Here is a 14,575-nt window from a genome sequence, read left to right as displayed (position 1 = left end):
CTCGTTCCCCCGCCCGGCAGCATCCCGGGAGCAGGTGCCTCGGAAACCAGAACAACGCTAAGGCGGTCACGCACATGTCTGTTGACAACTCCACTGATGCCGCGACCGAGGGGAAGGCCCGGCGGTTCCGCGCTCTGAGCACCGAGTCCGTGCTGGTGCTGCCGAACGCCTGGGACGCCGCCAGTGCGGCGGTGATCGCCGCGGCCGGAGCCACGGCGATCGCCACGACCAGCGGTGGTGTGTCGTGGTCCCTCGGCCGTGGGGACGGGCAACGGCTCAGCCGGGGCGAGATGGTGGAGGCCGCGCGGCGCATCGTGGACTCCGTCGACTTGCCGGTGACGGTCGACGTGGAGAGAGGGTACGGGCCGGCTCCGGCGGATGTCGCCGCGACCGTGCGTGCGGTGGTCGAGGCCGGTGCGGTGGGGGTCAATCTGGAGGACTCCACGGCCGTCGGCGGTCCTCTGTTCGACATCCCCGAGCAGAGCGCCAGGCTGCTTGCCGCCAGGGAAGCCGCAGCCGCGGCCGGCCTGCCGGAACTGTTCATCAACGCGCGAACCGACGTCTTCCTGTTCGCGATCGGTGCGTCCGATGGCCGACTGGGCGAGGTGCTGGCGCGCGCGGCGGCATACGCCGAGGCGGGCGCCGACGGCATCTTCGTTCCCGGCCTGCTCGATCTGGAGATGCTGAGCACTCTCTGCGCCGAGTCGCCGCTGCCGGTCAACGCGATGGCTGCCGCTGGTGGACCGAGTGTCACCGAGCTCGCTCAGGCCGGGGTACGCAGGATCAGCGTGGGCACCGGGCTGGCCCAGGCCGCCTACACCGCGGCCCGCAGAGCCGCCGCGGAACTGCTCGGCACGGGAGGTCTCACGGCACTGGACGGCTCACTGGACTTCAGCGAACTCGACGTCCTGTTCCGTCACTGATCAAGGTCAGGAGGACGGCTCGTCCAGGTGGCCGAGAATTCGACCACCCTCGCCGTCGACGCGGCGGCGGCGGGCGCGCTGGCGGCAGGTCGGGCCGCAGTAGCGGGGTGGCCGCCCGGTGGCCCGGACACGCAGCCGGGCGCCGCATTCCTCGCAGTGCCTCTCCCTGGGGGCGGCGGTTTCGTGACGCTGAAGGGAAGGTGCGTCACGTAATCCACTGGCTTTCGTGACAGCAGGGGTACGCAATCCGTCCAGCAGCAGCCGCACCAGCCGCGTACCGCGTGCCAGGTCCCGGTGTGCCGAACGCAGTGCGGCGCCGCCGACGGCCAGCGCGGCCAGATCGTCGACCCGCACGTCGGCGCGTATCGCACCAGCCTGTTTCGCGTCGCGCAGCAAGCGAGCCAGCGCCTTGTGGAACCGCTGCGCCGCGGCGGCCAGGACGGCGCGCGGCCAGCCCTTGTCAGCGGTGAGCGCGTCGCAGACGTGCTTGCGGCCTACCAACTTCTCGATCACTTCGAGCAGGAACCCGAACAGCGCGTCGCCGGGCGCCGCGCGGCCCGCCCACTCACCCGCGGAGACCACGAATCCCTGGACGTGTTCGGCGAGCACCGCCTCGACCAGGATCTCCTTGCTCGGGAAGTGCCGGTAGACGGTCCCGGCGCCGACCCCGGCGCGATGCGCGATCCGGCCGAGCGACACCTCCAGCCCTTCCTCGGCGAACACGCGCATCGCGGTACGCAGCACGATCTCTCGGTTGCGGCGGGCATCGGCGCGCCCGGCAAGGGCCGCATCCGGTGCTGCGGTCATGTCACGTAATCCTTGTCTGTGGCGTGGAAGGGGGTGGAGCATTCCGGTTCGTGTCAGTATCCACCACCTCCGAATCCGTCACCTCCGAATCCGTCGTCTCCAAAGAGGACGCCATGACCACCGACTCCCCCATCCTCGTCACCGGCGCCACCGGCAAGCAGGGCGGCGCCACCGCCCGGCGGCTGCTTGCCGGAGGGTGGCCGGTGCGAGCCCTGGTGCGCGACCTGACCGCACCCGCCGCCGCCGCACTGGCCGCCGCGGGTGCCCAGCTCGTACGCGGCGACTTCGACGATCTGACCAGTCTGCCGCCGGCGCTCGATGGCGCCGCTGGCCTGTTCGGCATACCACCCGTGTCCTTCACAACAGACCTTGAGGTGGCCCGTGGCCGGGCGCTGATCGACGCGGCGGCCGCGGCGGGAATCAAGCAGGTGGTATTCAGCACCCTCGCCGCGACATCGACAGAAGTGGCAGGTTCAGCGGGGAAAGCGCTGATCGAACAGTACCTGCACGATCACATCGCGCTGCCTACCGTGCTGCGTCCAGTGCGGTTCATGACGAACTATCTCAGCGACGGGGCGATCGGCATCGACGGCATTTCCAACGGCGTACACCGCCATGTGTTTCCCCCGCACGAGCCCATGCAGATCATCGCGCTGGAGGACATCGCCGAATTCGCCGCGCTCGCCTTCGCGGAGCCGACCCGGTTCGCCGGACGAACCCTGGAACTGGCCGGCGACGAACCGACCCCGGTCGAGGCCGCCGCCGCGATCACCGAGGCCACTGGCATTCCGGTCCGGTACGAGCAGGTCACCGATGAAGAGGCCGCCGCCATCAGCTCAGAGGTCGCCGAGATCAGGAAACACTGGCACACCGGTCACCAATGGCACGCCGACATCGAGTCGCTGCGCGTCATCCACCCCGGACTGCGTACACTCACCGACTGGCTCACCGAATCCGGCGCCGCCGCCGTCCGCGCCAACCTCACCGCTCCCTGATCATGGTCGCGTCAGATTTCCAGTGCTGACCTGTCGATTTCGCGACTCGCCGTTCGTCTTACTGCGCGACCAATCTGGTAGCGACGAGGAGGAAACAATGAAGTACGTCATGCTGATCTTTCAGGGCACCGCGCTTGAGGGACAGGCCGCGTTGTCCGAGGAGGAGCAGAAGCAGGTCTACGCCGACTACCAAGCGTTCAACCGGACGCCAGGCGTCACCCCCGGGGTGCCGATGGGCCTGCCCGAGAACGCGACCACCGTGCGGGTCGAGGGCAGCAAGGCCCTGACAACGGACGGCCCGTTCGTCGGGATGAAGGAGGCCCTTGGCGGCTGGTTCATCCTGGAGGCCGACAACCTCGACGCGGCCATCGAGGTGGCCGCCCGACACCCTGCGGCACGCTACGGTGGCGCCATCGAGATCCGCCCCTCGGAGGTGTATTGGTCGAAGGTGGCCCCCTGACCATGGAGGACCCGTTCGTCGGGATGCCGGAGGAGTTTTGGTAGCGACGCTCGAACAGGTCTTCCGCGCGGAATGGGGCCGCGTCCTGGCCACCTTGATCGGCTTCCTCGGCGACTTCGACATCGCCGAGGAGGCCGCGCAGGAGGCGTTCGCCATCGCCGCCGACCGGTGGCCACGCGACGGCGTCCCCAGCAACCCGCGCGCCTGGCTGATGACGACGGCTCGGAACCGAGCGACGGACCGCATCCGCCGCGACCGGGCCCTCGCCACCAAATTCGGCCTGCTCGTCGCCGACGAGCGTGCGGAGGTGCCGATGGACGCCACGACGTTTCCCGACGAGCGCCTGGAACTCATCTTCACCTGCTGTCACCCGGCGCTCGCCATCGAGGCGCAGGTGGCGCTCACCCTGCGCACTCTCGGCGGGCTCACCACCGACGAGATCGCCCGCGCCTTCCTGGTGCCGGAGCGCACCATGGCGCAGCGGCTGGTGCGGGCCAAGCGCAAGATCAAAGCAGCGGGGATCCCGTTTCGCGTGCCACCGGTTCACCTGCTCCGCGAGCGTCTCGACGCCGTTCTCGCCGTCGTCTACCTGATCTTCAACGAGGGCTACGGCGGCCGCGACGAGCTCGCGGCGGAGGCGATCTGGTTGGGGCGCGCGCTCGCCGAACTGCTTCCGGACGACCCCGAGGTTCACGGGCTGCTGGCGATGATGCTCTTGCACGACTCCCGTCGCGAGGCACGGTTCCGCGACGGCGAGCTCGTACTGCTCGGCGATCAGAACCGGTCCCTGTGGAACACCGAGCAGCTCGCCGCAGGCCGCGCCGAGCTCGACCGGGCGCTCGCCCTGCGCGGCCGCGGACCCTATGTCCTGCAGGCCGCCATCGCCTCGTTGCACGCCGAGACGCCGTGCGACTGGGCGCAGATCGCGGCCCTGTACGGCCGGCTCGCCCGCCTGACCGGCTCGCCCATCGTGGAGCTCAACCGCGCCATCGCCGTCGCCGAGACCGAAGGCCCCGAGGCCGGTCTGCGCGTCGTCGACGAACTCGGTCTCGACGACTTCCGCTACCTGCACTCGACCAGGGCCGAACTCTTGCGACGCCTCGGGCGTACCGACGAGGCGCGTGACGCCTATCGACGTGCGAGGCAACTCACCGACGACGGCGCCGAACGGCGCTTCCTCGAACGCCGGCTCACGGAACTGGCAGGCAGGACAGGCTCGGATTAGCCCCTGGGTCCGGCGAAGCCTGCGTTCCTGACCGTCGTGGCCCCACTTGTGGCATGACGGGACGCCGCATATCGTGCCGATGTATCCATTCGATATATCGGGTCGATGGTGCGCCGTGGCCCGGCTGACCCGGGAGCGGCGATGAGGCGGATCGACTACGACACGGAGCAGCACCAGGACTACGCGCGTGGCCGCGCGCTTACCGAGCGGCAGCAGCAGACATGGATCAGCGCCTTCGCAGCGGTGCTGCCCGAGGGGCGTCCGCTGGTGGGGCTGGACGTCGGCGCGGGGACCGGCAGGTTCACCCCCGCGCTGGCGCGAGCGTTCGGGCCGGTCACCGGCGTCGAGCCGTCGGTCCGTATGCGCGAGACAGCGCAGGCGCGGTCCCAGCATCCCGATGTGCGATATCTGGCGGGCTCCGCCGAGGACATGCCGGTGCCGTCCGCGAGCGCCGACTACGCTCTCATGTTCTTGTCCTGGCACCACGTCCAGGACAAACCGCGGGCAGTACGGGAGCTGGCCAGGGTGCTCAGGCCCGCCGGGCGGCTGCTACTGCGCGCGAATTTCAGCGACCACCATCCCAGGCCGTGGTGGCTGGAGCACTTCCCCCGTGGCTTCGCGGCGGACGCCGCGCTGTTCCAGCCGCTGCACGAGGTCATCGAGATGTTCACGTCGGACGGCTGGCGCGTTGCCGGCTTCGGCACGGTTACCGAGCCGTCCGTCGGCACCCACGCTGACATGCTCCAACGGCTGCGCCTGCGCACCCTTTCGTTCTTCGCTCAGCTCAGTCCCGACGAGCTGGAGGCCGGTTTCCGCCGCCTGGAGGAGGCGGTTGCCGCGGATCCCGACGCACCGGCGCCGGTGTTCGCTGAGCCGCTGCTCACGCTCGAACGGCGCTAGATACGGCGCCGGTTTAGAAGGGGCCGCTCTCCGGATAGCCAGCCTTTATGGCGGCCTTGCGGGTCTTCGCGTTGAGCTTCTTCTCGCTGATGACCTTGCCGGCCGCCGGTGCGGCGATCTTCACCTTGGCGCCCCAGCCCGAATACTTGGTATCGGTGTGGAAGACCATCTGGTCATAGGCCGTGCTGTCGCCGTCCGGGTAGGCCGTCGTGTCGACGACCGTGCGGGTGAGCAGGTTGTGTTGATCGAAGTACAGGTGGAACTCGACGTTGCCTTCCCCGGCGGACTTGTCGTGCCGGAAGTCAGTGAGCTTGGCGGTGCCCTGATATTCGCCGGTCGCCACTTCTGATGCGTTTTTCACCATGAACTGCAGTTCAGCTGAAGTGACGCCCATGCCGAGGACGGAATTTTCCCGCCCATCAGCCTTCGACTGGATCCAGGAACGACCGGAAGGCAGCGCCTTGGCGATGCCGGCGTTGGTCACGTAGGCGTTTCTGCCCTCGGCGATGACCCGGTAGGGAGGTTTGGGCCCTTGCTGGCGTGAGGACATGCGGACACGGAGGTCGGCAGCCGCTACATTGCCCTTGCCGAAAGCCAGGGTGCCGGCCGTGCGGGTGTTCACCTGTACCTGCATAGCTTGGTCGCCGGTGGTGAAATCGAGGGTGATGCTGCTTGATTCGGTGATTTTCACGCCCTTGCCCGGGGTCAGCTGGGCTTTCAGGGCTTTCACCGGGTCCACTGGAGCGGCCTGCACGGATGCTACGGATGCCGCCTGAGCGGGTACGGCCACCACGGATACGGCCGCGGCCGTTGCTACGAGGCCTGCGAATAAGAGCTTCATCAGTGTCCTTGCTTGAGGGTATATAGCAGGGGAAAGAGTAAGAGGGTGGTGTTGGCGAGATAAGGGATTTCCCATAACGATCCTGTGTAGACCTGTTCTGCACGCTGCGGCGAGACATCCAGGGCGCTGGTGAGGCCCCGCGATGGCCGAGCGAGCGCGAAGCGCTCATGCCGTAGAAATGCACAATCAGGTCACGCATGCGGCCAAGCGAGCTCAAATCCGCTAGCGTCACTGACATGCCTCTCGCCTTGATTCCCAGTCCTTCCCAAGGTGTCTGGCATCTTGGCATCATTCCGATCCGGGCCTACGCATTGTGCTTCATTGTCGGAATCGCCTTCGGCGTCTGGCTGAGTGAGCGCCGCTGGCGCGCCCGGGGCGGCGAGAAAGGCACGATCAGCGACATCGCGGTTCCTGGGGTGATCTTCGGCCTGATCGGCGCTCGCCTCTACCACGTCATCACCGACTGGCAGATCTACTTCGGCGACCGCGCGATCAAGAAGCCCTACGAGGCCCTGTTCATCTGGGAAGGCGGCCTCAGCATCTGGGGCGCGGTCGCACTGGGAGGCGTGGGCGTGTGGCTGGCCTGCCGCCGCCGAGGGCTGTCCCTCGGCGCCGTGGGCGACACGATCGCGCCCAGCATCGCGTTCGGGCAGGCGATCGCCCGCTGGGGCAACTGGTTCAACCAGGAGCTGTACGGCAGTCCGACCACGTTGCCGTGGGGCCTGGAGATCGACCAGGCGCACGGCGGCCAGCCGGGCGTGCTCTACCATCCGACATTCCTGTACGAGTCGCTGTGGAACGTGGCCCTCGGCTTCGGGCTGATCCTTGTCGGCAGGCGGTTCACACTCCGCCATGGCCGGCTGTTCGCCCTCTATGTCGCCGGCTACACGTTGGGGCGGTTCTGGATTGAAGGGCTGCGGATCGACCCGGTTGGCGGGGTGGACCACGCGGTGACGTTCCTGGGGCTGCGGATCAACCAGTGGACGTCGATCGTGCTGTTCCTCGGCGCACTGGTCTATCTCTGGGTGACTCGTAACAAGGACGCCGAAGAGATCGTGGTGACGGGCTCGTACAAGCAGGACGGTTCGTACGAGCAGGACGGTTCGTACGAGCAGGACAGTTCGTACGAGCAGGACGGCGGGGAGGCCGCCGAGCCGGCGCACCCGACCGACCAGGACGACGCGGCGGCGGACACTCGCCGAGTTCCAGGAAGTTCTTGACGGCGCGGAGCCTGCTTCATCGCTGCTCCTGCGGCGTGTACCGGCGCTCCATCGCCACCGCAGGTGTCCGGTGAAATGAAACTTTCACCCGTCACGTCGGTATTACGGCTCCGCAGGCTGATCCCCGACCTGGTGGCACGCCTGGTTCACCCTCGCGAGAGCCGCCAGGGCGCAAGTTAATGCCGGCCGAATCAATGGCTCTCGCTCGTCTCTCTGGACACCTGGAGACCCCGAAAATAGTCTCCGTGCGCGCTCCGCCGACATCATGCGAGAGATGAGGTTGGAATTGACACGCTCCAAAGTACGTCGTGCGGCCGGCTCTGTCGCCGTCGCCATCGCAACCCTCGCGGCAATCCTGGTGCCCGTCACTCCCGCGCACGCCGCCTACGGTCCTGACCAGGCCGTGTCCATCACGGTGACCTCGAACGCCGGCCCGTCGATCATGCTCGCCCAGCTGACCGGCACGCTGGCATTCGACGACGGGAACACGAAGTTCAGGTATTCGCTCCGGCTGTGCTGGGGGAGCGGCTCCTACCCCATGCCGAACTTCTACGTCTCCGTCAACGGCAGCACCATTTTCTATCCGAGCCAGACGGGCACGGCGGCTGCTCCCCCCGGCTGCCAGTTGTACCTGTACCTCTACGACGGTGAATACACCCACTCCACTACCCTCACGAATGTCACCTTGTACGTGACGGGCGGCTGGTTCTATCCCGGCAACACTTACAACAGTCGCACCAAATCCGTGACCTACGACAACCCCTACAACTGAGCCGTCACCGCCGCCCGGCGTACGCATTCGCTTCATAGGAGCTGAGCCAGAAAGGCCACTCCCGCCTATGGGGGTGGCCTTCGTCCGCCTCTCAGTCAACTGGGACTGTCGGCGAGGAAGTTCTCGATTCTCCGGGCGAGAGCGTCGGGCGCTTCGAGCATCGGCAGGTGTCCGCTGTCGAGGGATTCATTCCAGCTCGTGCCGAGGTTGCGCGCGAATCGCTGTTGCAGTCCGATCGGGAGCTCAGCGTCTTGGCTGGTGGAGAGGTAGCCTCGACGTTCGGGAAAACCGCCGCTTTGCGGCGTGTCCCGGTAGAGACGCGCAGACTCGGGGTGGAACTCCGCCACGATGCGATCGGCCGTCTTCGTGTCGACCCGGCCGGCCACGCCGCGCCGGATGGCGGCATCGGGTGGTCGGGTGCCGGCCAGCCGCATCGCCAGGCTCAGCACGAGCCGGTTCGGCAACGGCATCGACGCGACGAAGCTGCGTCCCGGCTTCGGCACGACGGCCGTGACCGCCAGGAACGCGCTCACCCGGTCAGGCGCGAGGGTCATGATTTCCGCCGCGACAGTCCCGCCACTGGAGTGCGCGACGACCGCGAATCGCTCCCACGGTGCCGAATCCAGTGCCGCGGCGGCGTACTCCGTGAGCGAAGCGCGATCATGACGTGGTCGCTCGGCGACCACCGTCTGGTGCGATGCGGCCAGTTCTTCGCGCACCTGATCCCAGATCCAGACGGGAAGACCGGCACCGCTCAGCAACAGGATGGGTTCTAGCGACTCTGTCATGTTCCAATGCTGGAGGTGCTGGATGTCACCGTTATGGCACCATTCATGGATGAACCGCACCGACCGGCTCTACGCGATCCGCGAAGATCTCCGCCGTGCGGGTCCCCGAGGCCGCACCGCCCAACAGCTCGCCACCGCGTTCGAGATCAGTGTCCGTACCGTCAAGCGCGACATCTCCGCGCTACAACAGGGCGGGTTCCCAGTCTGGGCACGCCCGGGCCGACTTGGCGGATACGTCGTCGATCGCGCCGCCACCCTGCCGCCGGTGAACTTCACCGCCACCGAAGCCGGCGCGCTCGCCGCGGCGATCGCGGCACACCGTGGACAACCATTCGACCGGCAGGCCCGAGCCGCCCTGGTGAAAGTGCTGGCGGTGATGGACCCGCAGGCGCGGCGGCACGCGGACGACTTGACCGAGCGCATCTGGATCGACCACAGCACCACCGAGGCAGCCGATCCGCGCCGACGCGACGCGATCGAACAGGCTCTTCAGGAACGCAAGGTCCTCTCGCTGCACTACCGCGATCGTCACGGTACGCCGACCACGCGCCGGGTGGACCCTCAGCTGCTCGCGTTCACGGCCGGGCACTGGTTCCTCGTTGCGCACTGTCGGCACCGCCAGGCCATCCGATGGTTCCGCCTCGATCGGATCGAACGCGCGAGTCTCACCACTCAGCGCGCCATCGACGTACCCGTCGAAGAGCTAGGGACGCCTCCCTCGACGGCGGCCTCAGTCCGGGTGTGATCCCGGCGGGGCGCTGTCACTCCTGACTTCCTGCTGCGAACCGGATCACGTCGCGACGCACGAAGCTTTGTGCGGACGGTGATTGATCAACTACGTTCGGTTGTGTCATGGTGCTGAAGTCTTGATCAACTCTTCTGGAGGCACCCATGCTCGCTCGCCATCTGCTGGCCGCCGCCGTCATCTCCGCCATCATGGGCGCGGTCACCGCTCCGCCCGCGATGGCCGCTGGTCAAGAGCCCGCCAACCGCACCGTCCCGATCGGGACCGCAATGTGCGTCGACGTCAGCAACTACCGCGGCAACGGCGTCCTGATGTACCAGTGGCAGTGCGACCCCAACAACACCAACCAGAAGTTCGTCGTCGAGGACGGCCTCATCAAGGTGGAAGACACCATCGGCACGAGCCAGACGATGTGCCTGGACTCCTCCAACGGCCGAACCAACGGCACCCGGGTCTACCAGTGGCAGTGCCTGGGTAACGCTAACCAGCTCTGGGTCATCCAGCGCGGCCAGATCATCCTCAAGTCCACCCTCAACTCGGGCAACCGCCTATGCCTGGACGCCACCAACGGCCGCGGCAACGGCATCCAGGTGTACCTGTGGCAGTGCGACCCCTACAACACCAACCAGAAGTTCGTCGTCTCGGATGGCCAGATCGCGGTCAAGGACACCTTGTCCTGATCCTGAACGTCCCGATCCTGAACGTCCTAATCTCTGGGCGTCCTGATCTCTGGGCGTCCTGATCCCTTATGGCGGTGGGCGTCAGCACACCACGAAGATGCTCTTCCAGCCGACGCCCGTCCCCTGCTTCACGTTGCCGTTGGTGGGCAGCGTGAAGTGCACCGGCCCTCTGTTGTTGATCTCGTTGTGCATCCGGCCGGACTGGCCGGAGCCGAACCACTTGTACGACCCGCGGTAACGGAGGTTGGTCGTGCCGCACCTGTCGATTACCTGTGTCTGGCCGGTGAAGCCCGGCCCTTCGTAGGCCACGTACGTCGAGCCGGTGTCCGCGGACGTCGAGGCGTTGGCGGCACCGCCCATGACTGCGATCAGGGAGGCAGAGATGGCGGAGACGAGGGCGATTTTCTTGATGCTCTTCACAGCGGTCCTCCGGATGCGTCTCGACTGATTGCCTGAGGAGAGAAGTCCCATGACACTCACCACTCGCGCGGGCAGAGAGCCCGAACGCCGCAGCCGTAGACCGGCTGGGGAGCGGACGACGAGCTTGGACTCGCCGTAGGAGCGGGGCAAGGGACCGTCCTTTTCATAGGTTTTCCTGACGAGAAGAACATATGGATCAACGCTTGATCGTCACTTGCACCCCACCTACACCACACGCGTCAACTGGCCGTAAAGTCAGCTGTCTCATGCACGGCGCCGCCTCGGATGCGGTCAGGAGAAGACCGTTGCCGGTGTGAGTGCCTGCGCGGGTTGGACGACGGCCGGCTTGCGGTCGGCGACCGGTGAAACCCGGTCGAGGGTGCCGTGAAACCGGCACCGCCGACAGTGAAGCCATGAGCATCACAGAACTCGGACGTACCGAAGGCGGCCCCGCCCTCGGCGGAGGCGCCGATCCGGCCGTACGTGCGCAAGGGCTGGTGAAAACGTTCGGCGAGCACCGCGCCGTCGACGGGATCGACCTGAACGTACGCCCCGGTGAGATCTTCGGCGTCCTCGGCCCGAACGGCGCCGGCAAGACCACCATGCTGCGCATGCTGGCCACCCTGTTGGAGATCGACGCGGGCCGTGCCGAGATCTTCGGGGTCGACGTGGCCGGCAACCCGCACATGATCCGCCAGCTGGTCGGCGTCACCGGACAGTACGCGTCGGTCGACGAGAACCTGACCGCCCGCGAGAACCTCTGGCTCTTCAGTCGCCTGCAGGGCATCGCCGCGCCGCGTGCCCGGCGCGTCGCCGTCGAGCTGCTGGGCCAGTTCGGCCTGGAGGAGGCCGCCGACAGACCGATCGCGCAGTTCTCCGGTGGCATGCGCAGGCGCCTCGACCTGGCGGCCAGCCTCATCACCAGGCCACCGCTGATCTTCCTCGACGAGCCGACCACCGGTCTCGATCCGCGCACTCGCGGCCAGATGTGGGACACCATCCGCGGTCTGGTCGCTGAGGGCTGCACCGTACTGCTGACCACGCAATATCTGGACGAGGCCGATCAGCTCGCCGATCGCGTCGCCGTCATCGACCACGGCCGCAAAGTCGCCGAGGGCGCCCCCGACGAGCTGAAGGCCGCGGTCGGCAACTCCACACTCCAGTTGCTGCTCGCCGAGCCGGGCGAGGTGCCCGCGGCTGTCGAGGTCGTACGGCGCGTCCTCGGCTCCGACCCGGTGCTCAGCCCGGAGCAGGGCCGCCTCAACGTCGCCCTCGACCAGGCCGACCTGGCCGCGGACGTACTGATCGCACTGCGTACCGCCGGGGTGTCGATCTCCTCGGTGAGTGTGGCCAAGCCCAGCCTGGACGAGGTGTTCCTCGCCCTCACCGGCCACGAGACGGACAGAGACGACCGGACCGGAACGGACCAGACAGGAACGGACGAGACCGGCACGAAGGAGAACCGATGAGCACCATGACCGCACCCGCCCGCGAGGCGGTCCGGGCCGCCGACCGCGTGGCGGCCGCCCGGCGGCGCGTCTCCACAGGGGAGACGATCGTCCAGACCCTGACGATGGCGTGGCGGGCCCTCAAGAAGATGCGCCGCAACCCGGAGCAGTTCTTCGACGTCGCGCTGCAGCCCATCCTGTTCACCGCGATGTTCGCGACCATCTTCGGTGGCGCCATCGCCGGCGACGTGGAGAGCTATCTCCCCCTGATGATCCCCGGCATCCTCGCCCAGACCGTACTGACGACGTGCATGGCCACGGGCACGCAACTCCGCGAGGACATGGAGAAGGGCGTCTTCGACCGGTTCAAGTCGTTGCCGATCGCCCGGATCGCGCCGCTCGCCGGCCCAATGGTGGCCGACCTGCTGCGCTACACGATCGCGGCCACTCTGACCTTTGGCATGGGCCTGGTGATGGGCTACCGCCCAGGCGGCGGAGCGGGCGGCGTCCTCGCCGCGATCCTCCTGGCGATCATCACGGGCTGGTCGATGGCCTGGGTCTTCACGTGGGTCGGCACGATCGCCCGGAGCGCCCAGGCCGTCCAGAGCATCTCCATGATGATCTTGTTCCCGCTGACGTTCCTGTCGAACGCGTTCGTCCCCGTCGAGACCCTGCCCGGCTGGCTGGCCGCGTTCGTCCGGTTCAACCCGGTCTCACACCTGGTCACGGCCGCGCGCGACCTCGCCAACAGTGCCCTCGTCAGCACAGAGGTGGCCTGGACGCTCCTGGCGTGCCTGATCGTCATCGCGATCTTCGCGCCGCTGTCGGTACGCAGTTACAAGCGGCACATGTGACCCGCGCCCGTTACGGCCGGAGACCTGCTCCAAGAGACCGCGCGCCTCGTCGAGCAGGTCGGGGCCGCGTCGATCGCCGTACTCGGCCCGCACGCCTGCGAGCATTCCGGGCTCGGCCCGCTCCGCGTGCGGTTCGATCCGCTCGAAGGTCATGCTGGGCATGTTGCCGCTGTACGCGAACCGCTCGGCCAGCACCAGCAACCTGATCGCGTCGCGAGGGGCCATGGCTCCCCGCAGCAGCCCCCAGGCGCCGAGCCCGAAGAGCATCGAGCCGCACATCGGGTAGTCGAGGATGGGGTTCTCCGCGGTCAGCAGGTCGTAGCCCCGAGCGGTGGAGAACAGGTCCTCGCCGTACTGAACGTCCTCCGGCGAGGCGTGGTACGCGTACGCCGTCAGGGTGACCGACTCCGCCATCATCGTCCACGGCATGAATTCGGTGTGCGGCACACCGGGCAGGCGCAGGTCGCGCGCCCGCTGGACGGCCAGGCGGTATTCCGCGAGCGCGGCGGCCGTCTCGCCGCGGGCGAGGGCGAGCTCGGCCGCGCACAACGAGACGATCTCCACCCCGCCGAGCACTGCCTCAGTGTCGTTGATCCGGGTGAGCTCGGCGAGCTCGACCGCCGCGGTGTCGAGGTCGCCGTCGGCGAGCGCGGACACCAGCAGCAGCGAGCGGAGCTGGCTTTCATCGTCTGTGGCGCCGAGCCGGCTCAGCACCGGGATGGCGATCCGCGCGTGTCCGACCGCCCGCCCGCGATCGCCGAGCTGCATGACCAGGTGGGCCAGCAGGGCGTGCATGATCGCGGCGTACCACGGCCCCTCGTCCTCGCGGAGCATCGTCAGGATTCGCTCGGCGGCCTCGATCGCCCCGGTCACGTCTCCCGAGTTCTCCAAGACGTGGACGCTTGTCTGCATCGCCGCCAAGACCACGTCACGGTCGTCGCTCCGGCACAACTCCGCCAGCCGGCGGCGCACGTCAGCGCCATCGGGCGCGTCGCACGCGAGCACGACCGTGGCCATCGCCGCCAAGCGCCGATCCGTCGTGTCACTGGTGGGCAGCGTGCGGAGGAGAGCGCGCAGCGGATCGCCGCTGCGGTCGGTGACGATCATGATGTTCGCGAGCGTGATCAGCATGGCGCCCCTGGTCACCTCGACGAGGTACGGCGGCGGCACCCAGCCGGTGACCACCCGGGCGATCGCGTCCCGGTGAACGAACACCCGGGAGTGGTCACCACGGATCGACCACAGCCCGCCGACGCCGACCAGCAACTGGACCATCATGCCGGGATCGAGCTCGCCGAGAGCCTGCCGGAGCAGTTCGGCGAGGTTGCCCTCCTCGGCGTGCAACGCGTCGGCCGCCGCGAACTGCGCCGGGCTGAACAGCGCGAAGGCGTGTTCGAGGGCGTACGCCGTCGCCCAGTCCCGCTGCGCCACCCGGGCCGACGCCTCCTCGCCGACCTCCTTCAGCCGCATCCGCCCGAACTCCCTGACGGTCTCCAG

15 protein-coding genes are annotated in these 14,575 nt (G+C 67.7%); 11 read left to right on the top strand and 4 right to left on the bottom strand.

Going from position 1 to position 14,575, the window contains the following annotated elements; all coding sequences use genetic code 11:
* The first annotated feature begins 74 nt into the window (after window positions 1-74).
* Window positions 75-923: an isocitrate lyase/PEP mutase family protein gene (locus tag ACQP2T_RS00495; protein ID WP_433514222.1), complete on the top strand. Its 849-nt coding sequence runs from the start codon at window positions 75-77 to the stop codon at window positions 921-923.
* Between the two features lie 6 nt (window positions 924-929).
* Here the strand turns inward: ACQP2T_RS00495 and ACQP2T_RS00490 are convergent, their stop codons facing one another.
* Window positions 930-1,730 carry a TetR/AcrR family transcriptional regulator gene (locus ACQP2T_RS00490; RefSeq protein WP_433514221.1) on the bottom strand — a complete coding sequence of 267 codons (801 nt, stop codon included), beginning with the start codon at window positions 1,728-1,730 and terminating at the stop codon, window positions 930-932.
* 50 nt (window positions 1,731-1,780) lie between these two features.
* On the opposite strand from ACQP2T_RS00490, the gene ACQP2T_RS00485 reads away from it, so the two are divergent.
* The 4 genes from ACQP2T_RS00485 (at window position 1,781) to ACQP2T_RS00470 (ending at window position 5,310) form a co-directional block, all read left to right on the top strand.
* Entirely contained in the window at window positions 1,781-2,725 is a 945-nt protein-coding gene (locus tag ACQP2T_RS00485) for an NmrA family NAD(P)-binding protein (protein ID WP_433514220.1), read from the top strand.
* Window positions 2,726-2,822: 97 nt separating this feature from the next.
* A complete protein-coding gene (locus tag ACQP2T_RS00480) occupies window positions 2,823-3,185 on the top strand; it encodes a YciI family protein (protein ID WP_433514219.1) in 363 nt (120 codons plus the stop codon).
* A 37-nt stretch (window positions 3,186-3,222) separates the two neighbouring features.
* Entirely contained in the window at window positions 3,223-4,410 is a 1,188-nt protein-coding gene (locus ACQP2T_RS00475) for an RNA polymerase sigma factor (protein WP_433514218.1), read from the top strand.
* A 141-nt stretch (window positions 4,411-4,551) separates the two neighbouring features.
* Window positions 4,552-5,310 (top strand): class I SAM-dependent methyltransferase, encoded by a 759-nt coding sequence (locus ACQP2T_RS00470; protein WP_433514217.1) that lies wholly within the window; start codon window positions 4,552-4,554, stop codon window positions 5,308-5,310.
* Window positions 5,311-5,323: 13 nt separating this feature from the next.
* Here the strand turns inward: ACQP2T_RS00470 and ACQP2T_RS00465 are convergent, their stop codons facing one another.
* Window positions 5,324-6,151 (bottom strand): hypothetical protein, encoded by an 828-nt coding sequence (locus ACQP2T_RS00465; protein ID WP_433514216.1) that lies wholly within the window; start codon window positions 6,149-6,151, stop codon window positions 5,324-5,326.
* A 236-nt stretch (window positions 6,152-6,387) separates the two neighbouring features.
* On the opposite strand from ACQP2T_RS00465, the gene lgt reads away from it, so the two are divergent.
* The gene (gene lgt, locus ACQP2T_RS00460; protein WP_433514215.1) at window positions 6,388-7,371 is read left to right on the top strand and encodes a prolipoprotein diacylglyceryl transferase; all 984 of its coding nucleotides are present in this window, start codon (window positions 6,388-6,390) and stop codon (window positions 7,369-7,371) included.
* A gap of 274 nt (window positions 7,372-7,645) precedes the next feature.
* Window positions 7,646-8,143, top strand: coding sequence for a hypothetical protein (locus ACQP2T_RS00455; protein ID WP_433514214.1), 498 nt, complete (start codon window positions 7,646-7,648; stop codon window positions 8,141-8,143).
* A 95-nt stretch (window positions 8,144-8,238) separates the two neighbouring features.
* Here the strand turns inward: ACQP2T_RS00455 and ACQP2T_RS00450 are convergent, their stop codons facing one another.
* Entirely contained in the window at window positions 8,239-8,931 is a 693-nt protein-coding gene (locus ACQP2T_RS00450) for an alpha/beta fold hydrolase (RefSeq protein WP_433514213.1), read from the bottom strand.
* A 49-nt stretch (window positions 8,932-8,980) separates the two neighbouring features.
* On the opposite strand from ACQP2T_RS00450, the gene ACQP2T_RS00445 reads away from it, so the two are divergent.
* Together ACQP2T_RS00445 and ACQP2T_RS00440 are read left to right on the top strand one after the other, a co-directional pair.
* The gene (locus ACQP2T_RS00445; RefSeq protein ID WP_433514212.1) at window positions 8,981-9,676 is read left to right on the top strand and encodes a helix-turn-helix transcriptional regulator; all 696 of its coding nucleotides are present in this window, start codon (window positions 8,981-8,983) and stop codon (window positions 9,674-9,676) included.
* 146 nt (window positions 9,677-9,822) lie between these two features.
* Window positions 9,823-10,356: an RICIN domain-containing protein gene (locus tag ACQP2T_RS00440; RefSeq protein WP_433514211.1), complete on the top strand. Its 534-nt coding sequence runs from the start codon at window positions 9,823-9,825 to the stop codon at window positions 10,354-10,356.
* 81 nt (window positions 10,357-10,437) lie between these two features.
* Here the strand turns inward: ACQP2T_RS00440 and ACQP2T_RS00435 are convergent, their stop codons facing one another.
* Window positions 10,438-10,776, bottom strand: a complete 339-nt coding sequence (locus ACQP2T_RS00435) for a MiAMP1 family antimicrobial peptide (RefSeq protein ID WP_433514210.1) — start codon at window positions 10,774-10,776, stop codon at window positions 10,438-10,440.
* Window positions 10,777-11,189: 413 nt separating this feature from the next.
* Between ACQP2T_RS00435 and ACQP2T_RS00430 the strand changes: the two genes are divergently transcribed.
* Window positions 11,190-12,245 carry an ATP-binding cassette domain-containing protein gene (locus ACQP2T_RS00430; RefSeq protein WP_433514209.1) on the top strand — a complete coding sequence of 352 codons (1,056 nt, stop codon included), beginning with the start codon at window positions 11,190-11,192 and terminating at the stop codon, window positions 12,243-12,245.
* The gene (locus ACQP2T_RS00425; RefSeq protein WP_433514208.1) at window positions 12,242-13,078 is read left to right on the top strand and encodes an ABC transporter permease; all 837 of its coding nucleotides are present in this window, start codon (window positions 12,242-12,244) and stop codon (window positions 13,076-13,078) included. The genes ACQP2T_RS00430 and ACQP2T_RS00425 overlap by 4 nt, the downstream gene beginning before the upstream one ends.
* The last annotated feature ends 1,497 nt before the right edge of the window (window positions 13,079-14,575 follow it).

Origin of the sequence: Nonomuraea sp. CA-143628 (assembly GCF_050942315.1) — a bacterium.
Classification (GTDB): Bacteria; Actinomycetota; Actinomycetes; order Streptosporangiales; family Streptosporangiaceae; genus Nonomuraea.
Note: the sequence above shows the minus strand (reverse complement) of the source record. Positions and strands in the feature narration are given on the sequence as shown.

Excerpts from the sequence above, each read along its gene's own strand:
- ACQP2T_RS00495 (WP_433514222.1), top strand. The coding sequence starts at position 75 with ATGTCTGTTGACAACTCCACTGATGCCGCGACCGAGGGGAAGGCCCGG.
- ACQP2T_RS00490 (WP_433514221.1), bottom strand. The coding sequence starts at position 1,730 with ATGACCGCAGCACCGGATGCGGCCCTTGCCGGGCGCGCCGATGCCCGC.
- ACQP2T_RS00480 (WP_433514219.1), top strand. The coding sequence starts at position 2,823 with ATGAAGTACGTCATGCTGATCTTTCAGGGCACCGCGCTTGAGGGACAG.
- ACQP2T_RS00470 (WP_433514217.1), top strand. The coding sequence starts at position 4,552 with ATGAGGCGGATCGACTACGACACGGAGCAGCACCAGGACTACGCGCGT.
- ACQP2T_RS00465 (WP_433514216.1), bottom strand. The coding sequence starts at position 6,151 with ATGAAGCTCTTATTCGCAGGCCTCGTAGCAACGGCCGCGGCCGTATCC.
- lgt (WP_433514215.1), top strand. The coding sequence starts at position 6,388 with ATGCCTCTCGCCTTGATTCCCAGTCCTTCCCAAGGTGTCTGGCATCTT.
- ACQP2T_RS00455 (WP_433514214.1), top strand. The coding sequence starts at position 7,646 with ATGAGGTTGGAATTGACACGCTCCAAAGTACGTCGTGCGGCCGGCTCT.
- ACQP2T_RS00450 (WP_433514213.1), bottom strand. The coding sequence starts at position 8,931 with ATGACAGAGTCGCTAGAACCCATCCTGTTGCTGAGCGGTGCCGGTCTT.
- ACQP2T_RS00445 (WP_433514212.1), top strand. The coding sequence starts at position 8,981 with ATGAACCGCACCGACCGGCTCTACGCGATCCGCGAAGATCTCCGCCGT.
- ACQP2T_RS00440 (WP_433514211.1), top strand. The coding sequence starts at position 9,823 with ATGCTCGCTCGCCATCTGCTGGCCGCCGCCGTCATCTCCGCCATCATG.
- ACQP2T_RS00430 (WP_433514209.1), top strand. The coding sequence starts at position 11,190 with ATGAGCATCACAGAACTCGGACGTACCGAAGGCGGCCCCGCCCTCGGC.
- ACQP2T_RS00425 (WP_433514208.1), top strand. The coding sequence starts at position 12,242 with ATGAGCACCATGACCGCACCCGCCCGCGAGGCGGTCCGGGCCGCCGAC.